General features: G+C 60.0%; 13 protein-coding genes and 1 tRNA gene. 8 read left to right on the forward strand and 6 right to left on the reverse strand.

Features of this window, described 5'->3' with window-relative positions; translation table 11 throughout:
• Positions 1-4: 4 nt before the first annotated feature.
• The 3 genes from radC (at position 5) to sthA (ending at position 2,995) form a co-directional block, all read left to right on the forward strand.
• The gene (gene radC, locus ACODR6_RS17020) at positions 5-814 is read left to right on the forward strand and encodes a RadC family protein (protein ID WP_199629365.1); all 810 of its coding nucleotides are present in this window, start codon (positions 5-7) and stop codon (positions 812-814) included.
• An 82-nt stretch (positions 815-896) separates the two neighbouring features.
• On the forward strand, positions 897-1,487 hold the full coding sequence (locus ACODR6_RS17025; protein WP_112711604.1) for a dual specificity protein phosphatase family protein: 591 nt from the start codon (positions 897-899) through the stop codon (positions 1,485-1,487).
• Positions 1,488-1,588: 101 nt separating this feature from the next.
• Positions 1,589-2,995: a Si-specific NAD(P)(+) transhydrogenase gene (sthA, locus tag ACODR6_RS17030; RefSeq protein WP_112711603.1), complete on the forward strand. Its 1,407-nt coding sequence runs from the start codon at positions 1,589-1,591 to the stop codon at positions 2,993-2,995.
• A 6-nt stretch (positions 2,996-3,001) separates the two neighbouring features.
• Here sthA and ACODR6_RS17035 read toward each other — a convergent pair whose 3' ends face one another.
• The 5 genes from ACODR6_RS17035 to ACODR6_RS17055 all read right to left on the reverse strand — a co-directional run bounded on the left by ACODR6_RS17035 (position 3,002) and on the right by ACODR6_RS17055 (position 7,289).
• Complete coding sequence (locus ACODR6_RS17035; RefSeq protein WP_246777488.1) at positions 3,002-3,529, reverse strand: PAS domain-containing protein; 528 nt, start codon at positions 3,527-3,529, stop codon at positions 3,002-3,004.
• Between the two features lie 178 nt (positions 3,530-3,707).
• Positions 3,708-5,183, reverse strand: a complete 1,476-nt coding sequence (gene tig / locus ACODR6_RS17040; protein ID WP_112711602.1) for a trigger factor — start codon at positions 5,181-5,183, stop codon at positions 3,708-3,710.
• Between the two features lie 177 nt (positions 5,184-5,360).
• Positions 5,361-5,445 (reverse strand) — tRNA-Leu (locus ACODR6_RS17045).
• Between the two features lie 153 nt (positions 5,446-5,598).
• A complete protein-coding gene (locus tag ACODR6_RS17050) occupies positions 5,599-6,189 on the reverse strand; it encodes a GDYXXLXY domain-containing protein (RefSeq protein ID WP_130278425.1) in 591 nt (196 codons plus the stop codon).
• Complete coding sequence (locus ACODR6_RS17055; RefSeq protein WP_489023181.1) at positions 6,186-7,289, reverse strand: DUF2157 domain-containing protein; 1,104 nt, start codon at positions 7,287-7,289, stop codon at positions 6,186-6,188. Before ACODR6_RS17055 ends, ACODR6_RS17050 begins: the two co-directional genes overlap by 4 nt.
• 854 nt (positions 7,290-8,143) lie before the next feature.
• Between ACODR6_RS17055 and ACODR6_RS17060 the strand changes: the two genes are divergently transcribed.
• A complete protein-coding gene (locus tag ACODR6_RS17060; protein WP_112711599.1) occupies positions 8,144-8,290 on the forward strand; it encodes a DUF1127 domain-containing protein in 147 nt (48 codons plus the stop codon).
• Positions 8,291-8,585: 295 nt separating this feature from the next.
• Positions 8,586-8,729: a DUF1127 domain-containing protein gene (locus ACODR6_RS17065; protein WP_112711598.1), complete on the forward strand. Its 144-nt coding sequence runs from the start codon at positions 8,586-8,588 to the stop codon at positions 8,727-8,729.
• 255 nt (positions 8,730-8,984) lie between these two features.
• On the opposite strand, the gene ACODR6_RS17070 is transcribed toward ACODR6_RS17065, so the two are convergent.
• Positions 8,985-9,755, reverse strand: a complete 771-nt coding sequence (locus ACODR6_RS17070) for a response regulator transcription factor (protein ID WP_199629369.1) — start codon at positions 9,753-9,755, stop codon at positions 8,985-8,987.
• Positions 9,756-10,613: 858 nt separating this feature from the next.
• Here ACODR6_RS17070 and ACODR6_RS17075 point away from each other — a divergent pair.
• The 3 genes from ACODR6_RS17075 (at position 10,614) to ACODR6_RS17085 (ending at position 16,399) form a co-directional block, all read left to right on the forward strand.
• Positions 10,614-11,657, forward strand: a complete 1,044-nt coding sequence (locus tag ACODR6_RS17075; RefSeq protein WP_489023184.1) for a fibrinogen-binding protein — start codon at positions 10,614-10,616, stop codon at positions 11,655-11,657.
• Positions 11,658-11,797: 140 nt separating this feature from the next.
• On the forward strand, positions 11,798-13,861 hold the full coding sequence (locus tag ACODR6_RS17080) for a hypothetical protein (RefSeq protein ID WP_489023185.1): 2,064 nt from the start codon (positions 11,798-11,800) through the stop codon (positions 13,859-13,861).
• 24 nt (positions 13,862-13,885) lie between these two features.
• A complete protein-coding gene (locus ACODR6_RS17085) occupies positions 13,886-16,399 on the forward strand; it encodes a type I secretion system permease/ATPase (protein WP_489023187.1) in 2,514 nt (837 codons plus the stop codon).
• Position 16,400 lies beyond the last annotated feature (1 nt).

Below are 16,400 nucleotides of genomic sequence, written 5' to 3' on the forward strand. Positions count from 1 at the left end.
AAAGATGGCGAAAGGCCCCGTTCTGAATTCCGATGATGAACTGCCTTTCGACGATCTTCCCGTCGACGAACGCCTCTTCTTCGCAGAACAGCCTGCCAAGCCGGCGCCGGTCGCAAAGACCGCGCCGCCATCGATCGGTGGCGAGCAGCATTACCACGGTCATCGCGAGAGATTACGCAACCGCTTCCGCGAGAATGGCGACGGCGCGCTCGCCGACTATGAAATCCTCGAGCTGCTGCTCTTCCGGCTGATCCCGCGCCGCGACACCAAGCCGATCGCCAAGGCGCTTCTCGACCGCTTCGGAACACTTGCCGCCGTCTTCGGCGCGCCCACGGCGCTCCTGCAGGAGGTCAAGGGTGTCGGCGAAGCGGTGGCGCTCGATCTGAAGCTCGTCTCCGCCGTAGCGCAGCGCACGCTGAAGAGCGAGCTGCGCAACAAGCAGGTGCTCGGCTCCTGGTCTTCGGTGATCCAGTATTGCCATGCGGCGATGGCCCATGAGGCCCGCGAGCAGTTCCGCATTCTCTTTCTCGACAAGCGCAACGCGCTGATCGCCGACGAGGTGCAGGGGCGCGGCACGGTCGATCACACGCCGGTCTATCCGCGCGAGGTGGTGAAGCGGGCCCTGGAGCTCTCCGCCACAGCGCTGATCCTCGTCCATAACCACCCTTCCGGCGATCCGACGCCCTCGCGCGCCGATATCGACATGACGAAGATGATCATCGATACGGCGAAGCCGCTCGGCATCACCGTTCACGATCACATCATCATCGGCAAGGACGGGCATGCCAGCCTCAAGGGCTTGCGCCTGATCTGATCCCTTTCAGGTAAGTGTCAGTTTCGGCTCGCAGAGAGTGCGTGCTGCATATTCCGCAGCGCGATTCGAGCTAGAGATTTCGATGGCACTGGCATTTCCGCGTCTGACCGTTTCTCCGATCACCAAGCGCATCCTCAACGTCTTCGGCCTGCTCGCCGTCCTGATCGGCGGCTACTATCTCTATCTGCTGGCGACCGACAATTTCCATGCCGTCGTTGCCGGTGAGGTCTACCGCTCCTCGCAGCCGTCGGCCTCAGCGATCGCTCGTTTCGAAGGCAAGTACGGGATCAAGACGATCCTCAACCTGCGCGGCGAGAACGAGAAGCACGGCTGGTATGACAGCGAGGTCGCCCAGTCGAACGCGCTCGGCATCAAGCATATCGATTTCCGGATGAATTCGTCGACGGAGTTGACGCCGGACCAGGCGATGCAGCTGATCGCCATCATGCGCGATGCGCCGAAGCCGCTGCTGATCCATTGCCAGGCCGGTGCCGACCGGACAGGCCTTGCCTCGGCGCTCTATCTCGCCGCCATCGCCCGCAAGAGCGAGAAGGTTGCCGAGGGTCAGCTGTCGCTGCGCTACGGCCACATCCCCTACTCTTTCTCGCATGCTTTTCCGATGGACATAACATTCGAGAAAATGGAACCCCTGCTTGGCTTCGGTGATTCCTGATACCTGCCCCTTAAAGCATCTGTAACATTGACCAGATACCAGTGAATGCGCGACATTTTGCGGCGCAATATCTGATTCCTCTTCCAAGCCGGGGCTGAGCCATGTTCCAGTACGATCTCGTTGTTGTGGGCAGCGGTCCCGCAGGCCGCCGCGGCGCCATTCAGGCTGCCAAGCTCGGCAAGAAGGTTCTGGTCATCGAACAGGGCAAACGCGTTGGCGGCGTCTCGGTCCACACCGGCACCATTCCTTCGAAGACGCTGCGCGAAACGGCGCTCAATCTCTCCGGCTGGCGTGAACGCGGCTTCTACGGCCGCGCCTACCGCGTCAAGGACGAGATCAGCGCCGAGGACCTGCGCCGCCGCCTGCTGATCACCCTCGACCACGAAGTCGAAGTTCTCGAACACCAGTTCGCCCGCAACCGCGTGCAGCACATGCGCGGCAAGGCGAGCTTCGTTGACGCCTCGACGCTGCAGGTCGTCAAGGACGACGGCGAGACCATTCAGGTGGCAGCCAACAGCGTTCTGCTCGCCGTCGGCACCAAGCCATTCCGCCCTGATTATATGCCCTTTGACGGCAAGACCATCATCGACAGCGACGAGCTGCTCGATATCGAGGAACTGCCGCGCTCGATGGTCGTTATCGGCGCCGGCGTTATCGGCATCGAATATGCGACGATCTTCAGCGCGCTCGACACCGCCGTCACCCTGCTCGATCCGAAGTCCACCATGCTCGATTTCATCGACAAGGAGATCGTCGAGGACTTCACCTACCAGCTGCGCGACCGCAACATGAAGCTGCTGCTCGGCCAGAAGGCCGACAAGGTGGAGAAGCTCGATAACGGTAAGGTGCAGCTGACGCTCGACAACGGCCGCCACCTGACGACCGACATGGTGCTTTTCGCGGCCGGCCGTATGGGCGCCACCGACACGCTGAACCTGCCGGCGATCGGCCTCGAGGCCGACAATCGCGGCCGCCTGAAGGTCAATCCGGAAACCTTCGAGACCTCCGTTCCCGGCATCTATGCGGCCGGTGACGTCGTCGGCTTCCCGAGCCTGGCCTCCACCTCGATGGAACAGGGCCGCATCGCGGCGCGCGTTGCCGTCGGCGCCGTCGCCAAGGAGCCGCCCAAATACTTCCCCTACGGCATCTATGCCGTTCCGGAAATCTCCACCTGCGGCCTGACCGAGGAGGAAATGAAGGAGCGCGGCATTCCCTATGAATGCGGTATTGCCCGTTTCCGCGAGACATCGCGCGGCCACATCATGGGTCTCGATACCGGCCTTCTGAAGCTGATCTTCTCGCTGAAGACCCGCCGCCTGCTCGGCGTCCATATCGTCGGCGAAGGAGCGACCGAACTCGTGCATATCGGCCAGGCCGTCTTGAACCTGAAGGGCACCGTCGAATATTTCGTCGAGAATACCTTCAACTATCCGACGCTCGCCGAAGCCTACAAGATTGCCGGCCTCGACGCCTGGAATCGCATGGGCGACATCAAGTCGGAACTCTGAGCCGGCTCAGTTCGCCAGCATATTGTCGGGTTTCATCCAGTCGAGCTCGCCCAGAGCCGCCAGCAGATGCTGCGCGACGGCCTTGTTGCCCTCGCGCACCGCGATGTCGTAGGCGGTCAGGCAATATTTCACCAAGGGCCTTGTCAGCATCGGCTCTTCCGACACAGGACAGACGATCCCGGCATAGAGATGCGGAACGCCGCTGCGGTCGCGGAAGCAGCGGCCGAACACCATGACATAGGAATAGGTGCCATCGACCTGGCGTGTCCGGTAGCTCTGCTGCTCGGGCTCGCCGGTGGTGATCGTCTGGTGGATCGTCGCGGCGACGCCCGGCCGGTCTTCCGGGTGGATGCGCTCGATATAATTCTCGAGCGGTAGCCCACGCTCGGCGGTGTGATAGTCGAGCCCGAAGAGATCAGCCACGGCGCCATCCGCATAAAGCAGGTTGGACGCTATATCCCAGGTGAAGAAACCGGATTCCGCAGCCAGACCGTTATCGGCCTCGCCTTCGATGGCGCTGTTCTGGAAGGCCACGATTTTCCCCTCTGCATATCGACGCAATCCTGAAGTGTAGAGGATAGGCCTCACACCGCAAGACACTGATTAGCAAATATGAAACTTCTTCACAGCCTGTAAGTCAGTACGCTTGCCGACAAAGAAAAAGGCCCCGCCGCGAGGCGAGGCCTTTCGAAATCCTGATCGGATCAGCCGATTATTCGGCGTCGCCTTCAGAAGCCTTCTTCTTCGGAGCAGCCTTCTTCTTAGGAGCTGCTTCTTCGCCTTCGGAAGCTTCAGCCTTGGCAGCTGCCTTCTTCTTCGGGGCCTTCTTGGCGTCCTTGTCCGAGCCTTCGCCTTCTTCATCGGCGAGAAGCTCTTCCTTGGTGACCTTCTTGTCGGTGACGTCGATCTCGGTCAGCAGATGGTCGATGACCTTCTCTTCGAAGATCGGGGCGCGGATCGAAGCGGCTGCACCCGGCTGGCTGCGGAAGAAGTCGAGAATCTGCTTCTCCTGGCCCGGGTACTGGCGCAGCTGTTCGTAGATAGCGCGCTGCATTTCGTCTTCGGACACTTCGACGCCGGCCTTTTCGCCGATTTCGGAGAGAACGAGGCCGAGGCGGACGCGGCGCTCAGCGAGCGTCTTGTACTCTTCCTGTGCCTTGTCTTCGGTCGTGCCTTCGTCTTCGAAGGTGCGGCCCGACTGGGCGAGATCGTTGTTCACCTGGCTCCAGATGCCGTTGTACTCGGCGTCAACCAGCGACTTCGGGGTCTCGAACTTGTACATCTCGTCGAGCTGGTCGAGGATCTGACGCTTCACCTTCTGGCGGGTCAGCGAGCCGTACTGCGATTCGATCTGGCCGCGGACGATTTCGCGCAGGCGGTCAGCCGATTCCAGGCCGAGCTTCTTGGCGAGTTCGTCGTTGATCTCGGTTTCGCCCGGAGCAGCAACGTCCTTGACGGTGACGTCGAAGGTGGCTTCAGCGCCAGCGAGGTTCTTGGCCGGGTAATCGGCCGGGAACGTCACGGTGATGGTCTTTTCGTCGCCAGCCTTGACGCCGACCAGCTGGTCTTCGAAGCCCGGGATGAAACGGCCGGAGCCGAGAACGAGTTCAGCGCCCTGATCCGTGCCGCCGTCGAAGGCAACGCCGTCAACCTTGCCGACGTAATCCATCGTGACGCGGTCGCCGTCGGCAGCCTTGCCCTTCTTGGTTTCGTAGGAACGGGCGCTTTCAGCGACCTTGAGAACCTGCTCGTTGACTTCGTCGTCGGAGATGTCGACGACTTCGCGGGTGATCTTGATGCCCTTGGTGGACTTCAGTTCGATCGGCGGCAGAACTTCGTAGGACAGCGTGAATTCGAAGTCCTTCTCAGCGGAGAGGATCTGTTCCGCCTCGTCCTTGTCCTCGGTCATGGCGACTTCCGGCTGGGTGGCGGACTTTTCGCCACGGCTGGAAAGGATCTGGGTCGGCTGTTCGCGAACGATCTCGTTGACGAGGTCGGCCATGATGGACTTGCCGTAGACCTTCTTCAGGTGAGCCGGCGGTACCTTGCCCGGACGGAAGCCGTTGATGCGGACCTTGTCCTTAACGTCGGCAAGACGCTCGTTCAGCTTGCTTTCCATGTCCTTGGCCGGGATAACGACCTTGATTTCGCGCTTCAGCCCTTCAGCGAGCGTTTCGATAACCTGCATGTCTTCCTACCTTCATTTCGTTGGCGGCCGTGCCCAGACGCCTTCGTTTCGATGAGCACGACGCCGGACAAACTTGGCCGCGCGTGGCTTGTTGTTCAAATTCCAATGCATCCCGCCGTTAAGGGGGACGGCGCCATCCTGCCGGGTAATCGGGATTTCCCGCCTGCAAGCCAGCTTTGGTGCGGGTAGAGAGACTTGAACTCCCACGCCTTGCGGCACCAGAACCTAAATCTGGCGTGTCTACCAATTTCACCATACCCGCGTTCGCAAAACCGCATGCATATGCCTGCGCATGAGGCCTTCCGGAGCGCGGCGTCTCTATATCACCCGATTTGGTAGAGGCAAAGGAAAAATGAAGACCGGATGACAGGGAGTTTCCACCCGGCGGGCGGCAATCCACAGGGCAATCAGCGCCTCAGTAAACCGGCTCCTCATAGGCGGGCTTTCCATCGACCAGCAGGCTGCGGATCTGCGCCGTTCCATCGGCCGAAACACGCACGGCGATGGAGACGTTTCCATCCTGGCGGGCCTCCTCCAGCGGCTTGCCCTCGCCTTCCGGAACATAATAGCGCTCGATGCCATATTCGACGCGGATCATGTCGCCGCTCGACGCGCCGTAGCTGTAGAATGGCTGGCTTTTGATGACGACGCTGCCGGTCTCAGGCATCAGCGCGGTGAAGGACGATTCGGCGATCGCCCAGAAGCCGTCCGGCTGCGGCCTGAGCCGCACCCACAGCACCTGCTCGCCCGCATCCTTGGGAAGGCCGCCCTTGAGGGTGCTGACCGGCACCGAGGAGATGTCGTAATTCAGGATGACATAGTCGCCGCGCAGGAAATCGCGCGGATCGACAGGCGCGGTCTTCAAGACGACCTCGGAGCCGCTGCGCAGGATCGCAGCGCGGCTCTCTATTATATAGCCGAGGATCGCCGTCTGCAGCACGGCTGCGATGATGGCGGCAACCAGATAGCGGCGGCCCGAACGCGGGCTCGAGAGGACGGCGCTCATCGGGCGACCTCCTGGCGCTTGCCGCCGAAGCGTCTCTCCAGGCGGATCACCAGCCAGGCGACGACAGCGACGAAGAGACCCGACAGCAGGAAGAGACCTGACGTGCCCAAGATCGAGCCAACGGTCTCCGAGGCCAGATAAAGGATCTCTCCAGCAAACATCAGATAGGCGAGATAGCGCACCGCGCCGTTATCCCTGCCCTGCAGCGCGATCGCCAGCACGGAGACGCCGAGCGTCACCAGGCTGAGCAGGATCAGCGCTCCACCCTGCTCCAATTGTATATTGAGAAGCAGCAGGCCAACGGCGGCGACCAGGAAGGCGTAGAAGGCGGGAGCGGCTCCGGCCGTCAGGATGAACTCGGTGACGCGCAGCGGCGGCAGGCTGACGGCAAGGAAGACGGCCATGCCACAGACGACATAGACCATGGCGAGCCACAGATCCTCGTTCAGCGTATAGATCCAGGCAAGCCAGGCGACGGCGAGCAGATAGGCGAGATGACGCACCCTGCCCGCATCGGTGTAGCGCACCAGAGCCACCGTCACCGCGCTCATAACGATCGGCAGCCAGGCGCCGATGCCGATCCAGCGGCCGTCATTATTGTTGAGATAGACTGCAAACGATGCCCAGGCGAGGAAGCCGCCGATCGCGACGGCCGGCGCGGAACGAAAGAGCGCGGCGGAAATGACGGCGATTGCAAACCACAGATACATCACCACCTGCTCGTCGCCCGAAAGATGGTACATCTGGCCGATCAGCGAGATGGCGCCGCCGAAGCCGAGCACGGCGATGACCAGCAGCGCGTTGCCGGCCGCCTGCGCCCCGCGGGCGAAAAGAGCCGCGGCACCAAGATAGGCCGCCCAGATGACGATCAAGATGGCGCCGACGCGCACGAGCCTCGGAATGGCCTCCCAGTTGGAGGCGATCAGCAGCAGGACCGCGGCGCCGAGCAGGACGGCGGCGAGCACCATCAGCACCCGGCCAAGGCTGAAGCTTGCGGGACGGGCGTCGTATTCGCCGAGCATCTGCTCCGCAGCGACCTCCGTGATCAGTCCCTTGTCGACCCAGATAGAAAGGTCGCGCTCCAGCCTGCCTCGATACATTCCAGCCTCCGCCCCGGTGATGGCATTGCCTAGCGTTATAGGCGGCCAAGCCGTTAGGCAATCCCGGGCTGCAATGCAGGAATCTCACTGTGCGAAGTTGGGGCACTTATTAACCGCCAATTAACGAGGCATTGCTAATATGTGGATATTGCAGCAAGGCATGCATGATCCGCATAGCCACCATGAAAATATTGCACTGCAAAATAATCAAAAGTCATACTATTTAGATGATCAAGAAGCACGGGCATGGCAGCCCGGCCCGGTTTACCGGACGCCTGCGGACATGATGTTCGTAAAAAGAATTCGGAGCAGCGCACTCCTCCTCCCAGCGCCCTCCGATAGACTGACAACACTCCTCCTCCCAGTTGTCAGTCACCTACATGACGCCCGCCGGATCCTCCCCCGGTGGGCGTTTTGTTTAACGGCAGGTTAAACGATTAAACATCAGCAAGTCCGGATAAAGCCGCAAAGCGTCAACAGGCGCCCGCACCCATGTGGAATGCATGCCGGAGCGCCAGGCGGAGCGCCACGAGCAGACGGGCCTACCCTTCACCTGAATCGCGCCTGGAAAGCCTCTCTCTGCCGTCCCTCGACTGGGTTTTGATCTTCCGGCGGCAAATGGCGGCATCTTGGCGGATGAACTGACCAAGAGAAAATCATTCTGCCTATTCGTTGACCACAAAGCGGCGAAAACTTGTAATTCACCGCCCGAGATTTGCATTTCATGCATGGGTGGCTTGAATTCTTGTCTCTGTTAGTTCTTCGCGGCGCAACATACATTCAGCTCATCAAATGGAGGCCAGCGCGGAAAGGCTGCAGCTGGCAGATCGCAAGCCCTAGGAAAGGGGACCAACATGAACTTCAGCCGCTCTTTCAACAACTGGCGCAAGTACCGTCAGACGGTTTCTGAACTTGGCCGCATGACCAACCGCGAATTGCACGACCTCGGTATCGACCGTTCGGACATCCATCGCGTCGCTCGCGAGGCAGCTGCCCGCTAATCCAGGCGATCAGCGTCCTCCCAAGCTGATCTCCTCCCCAAAACGCCCGGTGCTCACGCAACGGGCGTTTTCTTTTGTTTAAAATTTACACTTTCGTAAGAGTTGCAGGCAAAAAGAGCTCACTTTTACCGCTCAAAAATTCACACCTGCGTATTTAGCGGGCAAATCATTGCACAAACGCATAGCAGATGCCTTTTCTTTGCACTGCACAATATGACAGCGATCCATTATATGAATGTGCAAGCGCAGAGACGGCGATGACGCCGGCCGCGAGACACCTTCAAGGATGATAGAAATGAACCCGATCCGCATTGCAAAGAGCTGGATTAGCTACCGCCGCACTCTCAACGAACTCGGCAACCTGTCCAACCAGACCCTCTCCGATATCGGTATCAACCGTTACGAGATCCGCAACATTGCATCCCGTTCGTTCCGCTAATCAGCGGCGAATGCGATACACCCAAAACGGCGCCGTTAGGCGCCGTTTTCGTTTTTGGGCATCCGTCAGCGCCGCCAGGGCGCGTGCCATCGATAGCCGGCACGGCATGATGCCAGGCGATGCCCGTGACTGAGTTCCGATTGTCCTGAGAGATGTGGCGTTTGACTGCGCTCGCCGTGCGCCGTTGGCTTTACGCCAGAAAGGCAGAAGCCGCGCTCCAGGCGCGGCCTGCTGTTTCAGGTGGTCGGGAAACGATCAGTTCCGCCATCTTCCCGAAGAGTTCGCTTCGCTGCTGAAGAAGCGGGATGCGGCCTCGGTGCGATTGCGGACATTCATCTTCTTGTAGATGTTGCGAACGTGAACCTTCACCGTGTTCTCCGAGAGATGGAGCTCATCGGCGATGATCTTGTTCTGCGTGCCCTTGCAGATGAGATCGAGGATCTGGACTTCGCGGGTGGTCAGGGCGGACATGTCCCCCTGGCGCAGACGCAGCGCCCCTGCCCCGGCAGCTGCGACCGAGCGGGTCTCGTAGAGCGACCGTTCAGGCTGCACCGCCTGGTTCGTCAGCCGGTTCAGCAATGCGGACGGGAAGTGTTCGCCGCCCTTCATCAAGAGATCGACCGCCGCCATGAACACGTCGAGCCGCAGATTGAGCGGCAGGACACCGTCGATCACCCGTGCCTCGACCAGACGGTTGACATAGGGCTCCATCATATCGATCGCTTCAACCACGAGCGCAATCGACGTCGCGGGATGGTTTTCCCTGACGGCCGCCAGCGCTTCGCTGAGCTCGGCTCCGGTTATGTGGTAGAAGAGAACGAGCGTGGCATCATTCGCATCGTTTTCCAGCATGGCCTTGGAGTAGCCCTTGCTGATGACCTCACAGGTAGGAAACTTTTTCGCGAGAGCCTCGACGAGGCATTCGGAGAACAAGTCTGCATTGGCAATTACAAGTATCGTGTCCCCGGCCGGACCGAACTTTCGGCCCTGCTCGGCATCACCAGTCTTCGACGCAGTCATGAACATTTACGCCTCCCCATAGCGTTACACGTTACAAATGCTTTGAGTGATACTTCGGGCCGCCCGGACGGGCGGCCCTGATAATTCCCGTCTTCATTAGTTAGCCATTTCTTAATTATGGTAATACGAAGTTGCATTGAAGGAAATGGCCCAAACGGGTTAGTTTTTGTAAATATACAATGACATTTCCTATTGCAGCGGTTGTATTGCACCCTTCCTAGATAACTTATGGGGTATATTGCCGATTATTTTTTGGGTTCGATGGTATTTTCGCATCAATAATAGACAGGCGGTCTTTTTCACTCTTTCGGCCAGCGCCAATTAACCGGAATGTTACTTGTGCAAGTCTTTTGACGTAGACTTGAGCCAAAGCGAAGCAGCGCGATCGCCCGCAAATGGGGGCGACCTCCGGCGCGTTCCGGTTCAACCTTGGGGATGATCGGAGGGCGCGCTTGATCAGTCCGGGCGAAGAGCACAAGGCTCCGAAGCGCTAGCCCGAATTGGTATCTAGGAAGTTCAGTATTTCTCCCCCAAAGTTCTAGGGTCGCTGACTGGCGGCACCCGAAACGCGGAATATCCCCTCACGACTGCGATATCTCTGCTTTTCTATTGGGGCAACTCAAACAACTGAAAGCATGAAGTCTTCAATCACATGATTGCGGAACTAGATTTGTGCGTCCTTGTACTGAGTTACGCGCAATCCAATACGTCAGGTTTGGCCAACAAACCGAGAATTGAACCGCAGATGATCAGGTAATGCATACATCTGCATACCAGTAACAGTATCGGAGTAAGCGCGAGTAAATCCCATTTGAGATGAGAGGGATTTCGCACACTGCTCCGAATTCCTTTGGAGGAAGCGAAATGTCTAATTATCAGCCCGGTGGTGACACCGAAACCAACAACATCGGTGCGCTTGCCGACGGTTTCCTGGGCAATACCGCAATCAATGATCCGGACACCTCGAACGGCTCGACCGCCTATATCGGCGGCCTTGCCAATGGCGACAACCGCGACAACACCACGAATACCGACAACAGTGATAACAGCGACAATAGCAACAACAGCGATAACAGCGACAACAGTTCGGATATCACCGTCGACGCTACGCTCGATCTGCTGAACGGCAACAATCGCGACAACAGCTACGATTGGGACTACGACAGCAAGACGACCAACACCAATATCAATGATGCGGACACCAAGACGACCACCATCACCGATACGGATGTGAAGTCGGACTATGACTGGAGCTACGACAGCAAGTCGTACAGCGACAACGATATCAACACGAAGACCGACACCGACATCAAGACGGTCACCGATACCGACGTCAAGACGACCACGACGAGCGACAGCTTCAATACGGCTGACAGCTTCAACAAGACCGACAACGACACCACGAATACCGCGGACAGCTTCAACAAGTCGGACGACGACTTCGCGACGGTTCATGACGTCAAGGACTTCGACAACCTCGGTATCGCCGGCGGTGACGTGAACTTCAACCTCGGTGACAACTTCTCCTTCACCCTGGATGTCGACAACATCCTGAACGGCAGCCTCGGTGGCGGCAATGCCTTCAATGCCATCCAGGCGAACCATCTTGCGGACCAGGATTCGGTCTGGAGCATGAAGATGGATGCCGCCCACGCGAGCAACTCCGTCTCCACCGCGGGCAATAGCGCGACCGGTGCGGAAGGTATCGATCTCGGCCACCATGGCGGCTGGACCGGCGGTGCCGGCGACGACGTCAACGGCTCGAGCGTTGCGGATGCATCCTCGATCCTTGCGAATTCGGGTATCCACATGGAACTCGTGCAAGGCGCGAACATGCTCAGCAATACGTTCGACGCGATCGGCCACGACTCAAATACCGTGGGCCAGGACTCGCACGACGGCGCATAACCTCCAGGACTGTCCAAGACATCCTGCACCGGCGGTCCCGCCGGTGCAGTTTGGCGGCTTGATGCAGCACACGAGAGTATCCGTGACGGGCGGGTATGCTGTTGAGAGGCCGGGCACCGTGGCAAACGGGAGGGGCCACCATGCATACAGAGAAGCTTTCAGAAATCATTGCGCACTTCATCGGCCTATTCGATACGGCGACCGAAGAAGCGAAAATGCGCAATGCCTATGCCGAGGGTTCTCGGCCGACCGAAGACAGCGCGCTGCCGCATGACGAAGAAGCGGCCGCGCAGAAATTTGCCTCGGATCTCGAGCTGAAAGACTACGATCCGAGCGCGCCTTACCGGTCACTCGCCTATGACATCAATTTCGCGCATCCGCGCTTCCTCGGCCATGCCTTCGAGGAAAGTATCGCCAAGCTGAACGAGCTGGCGCATCGCGACCTGACGGGGCTGCATTTCACCCCGCAGATCACCGTTCCGGGCGAAGATCCGCTGCTGCCGATCTATGCCGGTCCGGGCTCGATGATCGCGCATGTCTCGCAGATCAACATCCTCTATGACGACGACTTCCTGAACCTGTCGGATCAGCAGGTCGATCCTCGCGACACCAGTTTCGTGACAATGAAGCTGATCGAGTATGAGGAGAAGGCCGAGGCGCTGTCGCCGTTCCAGGAGATCCACCGGACCGACAATGCCGAGGCGCTGACCAAGATTGCCGACAGCATGCACGACTATATCCGCTCGATGCCGGAAGCGTCCGACGAGACGCCTGACGGTCAACCGCAGCCGACCTTCGTGACCGACGGCGATGCCGATAGCCCGACCTATCTGTACAAGAGTGCGGGCGATGATCTCAGCAGTCCGTCCTATATTGTCAACGGCGTCGCCACCACGACGGCACCGGTGCTCGACGACATGATGCCGGACCGCGGCATCGCCAAGCCGCCGGCCGACCTTGAAGACAGCAAGAGCGACACGCCGCAGGAAGAGCATGGCGGCCCGGGCAATACGCTCGAGATCGCGGCCGGCGCCAACGTGCTCGCCAATATCGTGCAGATCACCGATACCTCGGTGATCTCGTCCGTGACCGCCGTGATGGGCAACTACCATCAGATCGACGCGATCACCCAGAGCTACATCTATAGCGACCACGACGATTTCGGCGGCGTCTTCGACAAGTCACAGAGTGCTGCGACCGTCGCCAACAACATCGCCAGCTTCCAGCGCAGCGTCTATGATGACGGTGGCTCGCAGCATTCTGCCTACACCGACGACGGACACGATCCGACCTTCCCGACCGCCTGGCGCGTCAGCGTCGTCAATGGCGACGTGTCCTTCGTCAACTGGATCGAGCAGTATCACTTCATCAACGACAACGACACGATGACGATCACCGCCACCGGCACGGATGCGACCGTGCTGACGGGTGGCAACTCGGCCGTCAATTTCGCGTCGATGTTCGGCATCGGCATGCAATACGATCTGGTGATCGTCGGCGGCAACGTTCTCGACATGAACGTCATCTCGCAGATTTCGGTGCTCTACGACAATGATTGGGCCCGCGGCCAGGACGGTGCCCCCGGCGCCACGATCCAGGGCGGCAACAACCTGATCTGGAATCTTGCCGAGATCCACAATGTCGGCGCCAATGACCGCTTCCAGGCGATGCCCGACTACATGGCCGCCACCCAGAAGGCGATCGAGGAACGCGATCCCTCGATGCCGGAAGGGCTTGCCCATGACGCCAACTTTGCCGGCTATGCGGGGCTCAACGTCCTCTACATCACCGGCAACCTCTATGACGTCAACGTCATCAAGCAGGTGAGCATTCTCGGCGATTCCGACGACGTCACCCATGTCATCTCGTCGATCGCCCAGAACAATCAGAACGCCACGATCCATGTCGATACCGGCAGCAATGCCGTCGTCAACATCGCCCAGATCATGGATTACGATACGATTGGCCATACGACCTACCTGAATGGCCAGCTCTATTCCGATGCGATTCTGATCCAGAGTGGCCTTGTCGAACACGACACGACGCAGCCGCAGCAGGCACCGCTTGCCAATGAAGCCATCGCCTTCCTCGGCAACGACAGTGACCAGCACGCCAGCGGCTCCGACGACGTGACGATCAATGGCGGCCACGACTACGCATGGCACCTGACCCACCCGGATGTGATGCAAGGCGTCACCGCATAGTTTTGAGTAGAGGGAAGCGCTCCCATGAATCACATTCCAAAGAACACCTTCACCGGAAGCCGCACTTTGGGACTCGGCCGGCGCGGCAGCGCGTTCGACGAGGATATGACCGATGCCTGCATGTCGGCGATCGACGACGCTGTCGCCAATCTTCGCCTGCTGACCGAGAAGCGCGCCGCAGCGCGCGCCGCCGAAGCTGCTGCCTTCCGGGCCGCTGCCGCCGAGGATCTTGCACGGACGGCTGAGGTACCGGAAGCCGTCGAGGCCGAGGAAGAGGTTGCTGCGGTCGAGATTGCCGCTGTGCCCGTAGCTGCCGCTCCGGCTGAACCGGAGATTCTGGCCGAAGAGCCGGCACCGGTTGAGCATGAAGACACAGAGGCGCAGGCGGAAGTGGAGGTCGCGGCTCAGACAGTGATCGAAGCAACGGCGGAAATCGAAACCGTTCAGCAGGCCGAGGTTCTGCAAGAGCCCAAGGCCGTAGAGGTAGAAACGCCTCCCGCACCGGTCGAAATCGCGACAGCGGTGGCCGAGCCTCCGGCCGTGCAGGCAGAACCCGTAAGCGCTGCGGCAGCGGCCGAAGCCGAAGAGACAGTTGCTCGCCGCACACCGCAGACGCCGGAAATGCCGGAAGCCATTCCGCAGGAGCCTTCAGAGCTGAAGCAGAGCCCGACAATCCCGTTCGGCAAGACGATCGAGGGCAATACCGGCCCGCTGCAGGAAAACGACCGGCGGCTGAAAACCGGCGGCGGCGGCAATGGCAAGGATCCGGATTCCGGTGGTGGCGGAGGCGGTGGCGGCGGCAACGGCGCGAACTTCCACAAGCGCAGCGAGCCGGTGAATTTCGCTGCCAGCCTCGCCAAGGGCATTGCTGCAGTCCGCCGCAACATGGTGATCGTCATGGCCTTCACCATCGCCATCAACATTCTGCTGCTGGCGATTCCGCTCTATCTCTTCCAGATTTCCGACCGCGTGCTGACCAGCCGCTCGATTGATACGCTGGTCATGCTGACGATCGCGGTGCTTGGCGCCGTGCTGATCCAGGCCTTCCTCGATTCCATCCGCCGCTTCATCCTGATGCGCACCGCCGTCGAGCTCGAAGTGCAGCTGGGGGCGCCGATCCTCAGCGCCGCGGCCCGTGCCTCGCTTCATGGCACCGGCAAGGACTACCAGATCCTCCAGGACCTGCAGCAGCTGCGCGGCTTCCTGACGTCAGGGACGCTGATCGCCTTCCTCGACGCGCCGCTGATGCCGCTGTTCATCGTCGTGGTCTATCTCGTGCATCCCCATCTCGGCCTGATCATCATGGCCTGCTGCGCGGTGCTGTTCTTCATCGCCTACCTGAACCAGAAGTTCACGGCGCGGCAGTTCGCCGACGCAAACACCTATCTCAGCCGCGCCAACTTCCACCTCGATTCCATGGCGCGCAACTCGCAGATCATCAATGCGCTCGCCATGATCCCGGAAGCGGTGAAGATGTGGGGCAGGGAGACGGCCGGATCGCTGAAGAGCCATGTGGCCGCCCAGGACCGCAACATCATCTTCTCCGGCATCTCCAAGGCCTGCCGCATGATTACGCAAGTAGCACTGCTCGGCTGGGGCGCGCATTTGTCACTCTCCGGTGAATTGACCGGCGGCATGGTGATCGCCGCCTCCATCGTTTCGGGACGCGCGCTGGCGCCGATCGAGGGCGCGATCGAAGGCTGGCATCAGTTCAACCGCTCGGCTGCCGCCTATGGCCGCATCAAGCAGCTGCTGATCAACTCGCCGCTCAACTTCCCGCGGCTGCGCCTGCCCAATCCGGAAGGCCGTCTCGATGTCGAGCGCATCCTGTTTGTGCCGCCGCCGCAGAAGAAGGTTATCCTCAACGGCATTTCCTTCTCGCTGAGGAAGGGCGAATCCCTTGCCGTCATCGGCAATTCGGGTTCCGGCAAGACGACGCTCGGCAAGATGCTGGTCGGTTCGATCCTGCCGACATCGGGCAATGTGCGTCTCGACCTGATGGACCTGCGCAACTGGGATCAGCGGCAGTTCGGTGAAAGCATCGGCTATCTGCCGCAGGACGTGCAGCTCTTTCCCGGGACGATCAAGGCGAATATCTCCCGCATGCGCGACGATATCGACGATCACCAGATCTACGAGGCCGCGGTTCTGGCCGACGTGCACGAGCTGATCGCCAGCTTCCCGCAGGGCTACGAGACGATCGTCGCGGCCGATGGCGCGCCGCTTTCCGGCGGCCAGAAGCAGCGCATCGCGCTTGCCCGTGCCTTCTTCGGCAATCCGAAATTCGTCGTCCTCGACGAGCCGAATTCCAACCTCGACACGCAGGGCGAGGCTGCGCTTGCCCGCGCGCTGATCCATGCCAAGAAGCAGGGCATCACCACGGTGACCATCACCCAACGCCCTGCCCTTTTGCAATGCGTCGACAAGATCCTGCTTCTGAAAGACGGCTCGGTCGGCATGTTCGGCGAGCGCATGGAAGTTCTGCAGGCGTTGCAGGGCAACGGCAACAATCGTCCTCAGCCGCGTATCGAAGGGTAAT

The organism is Rhizobium sp. FG96, from assembly GCF_057808655.1.

Bases quoted from the DNA above. Each gene is read 5' to 3' on its own strand.
- ACODR6_RS17065 (WP_112711598.1), top strand. From the start codon at position 8,586: ATGAACCCGATCCGCATTGCAAAGAGCTGGATTAGCTACCGCCGCACT.
- ACODR6_RS17075 (WP_489023184.1), top strand. From the start codon at position 10,614: ATGTCTAATTATCAGCCCGGTGGTGACACCGAAACCAACAACATCGGT.
- ACODR6_RS17085 (WP_489023187.1), top strand. From the start codon at position 13,886: ATGAATCACATTCCAAAGAACACCTTCACCGGAAGCCGCACTTTGGGA.
- ACODR6_RS17060 (WP_112711599.1), top strand. From the start codon at position 8,144: ATGAACTTCAGCCGCTCTTTCAACAACTGGCGCAAGTACCGTCAGACG.
- ACODR6_RS17070 (WP_199629369.1), bottom strand. From the start codon at position 9,755: ATGTTCATGACTGCGTCGAAGACTGGTGATGCCGAGCAGGGCCGAAAG.
- ACODR6_RS17050 (WP_130278425.1), bottom strand. From the start codon at position 6,189: ATGAGCGCCGTCCTCTCGAGCCCGCGTTCGGGCCGCCGCTATCTGGTT.
- tig (WP_112711602.1), bottom strand. From the start codon at position 5,183: ATGCAGGTTATCGAAACGCTCGCTGAAGGGCTGAAGCGCGAAATCAAG.
- ACODR6_RS17025 (WP_112711604.1), top strand. From the start codon at position 897: ATGGCACTGGCATTTCCGCGTCTGACCGTTTCTCCGATCACCAAGCGC.
- ACODR6_RS17080 (WP_489023185.1), top strand. From the start codon at position 11,798: ATGCATACAGAGAAGCTTTCAGAAATCATTGCGCACTTCATCGGCCTA.
- ACODR6_RS17055 (WP_489023181.1), bottom strand. From the start codon at position 7,289: ATGTATCGAGGCAGGCTGGAGCGCGACCTTTCTATCTGGGTCGACAAG.
- sthA (WP_112711603.1), top strand. From the start codon at position 1,589: ATGTTCCAGTACGATCTCGTTGTTGTGGGCAGCGGTCCCGCAGGCCGC.
- radC (WP_199629365.1), top strand. From the start codon at position 5: ATGGCGAAAGGCCCCGTTCTGAATTCCGATGATGAACTGCCTTTCGAC.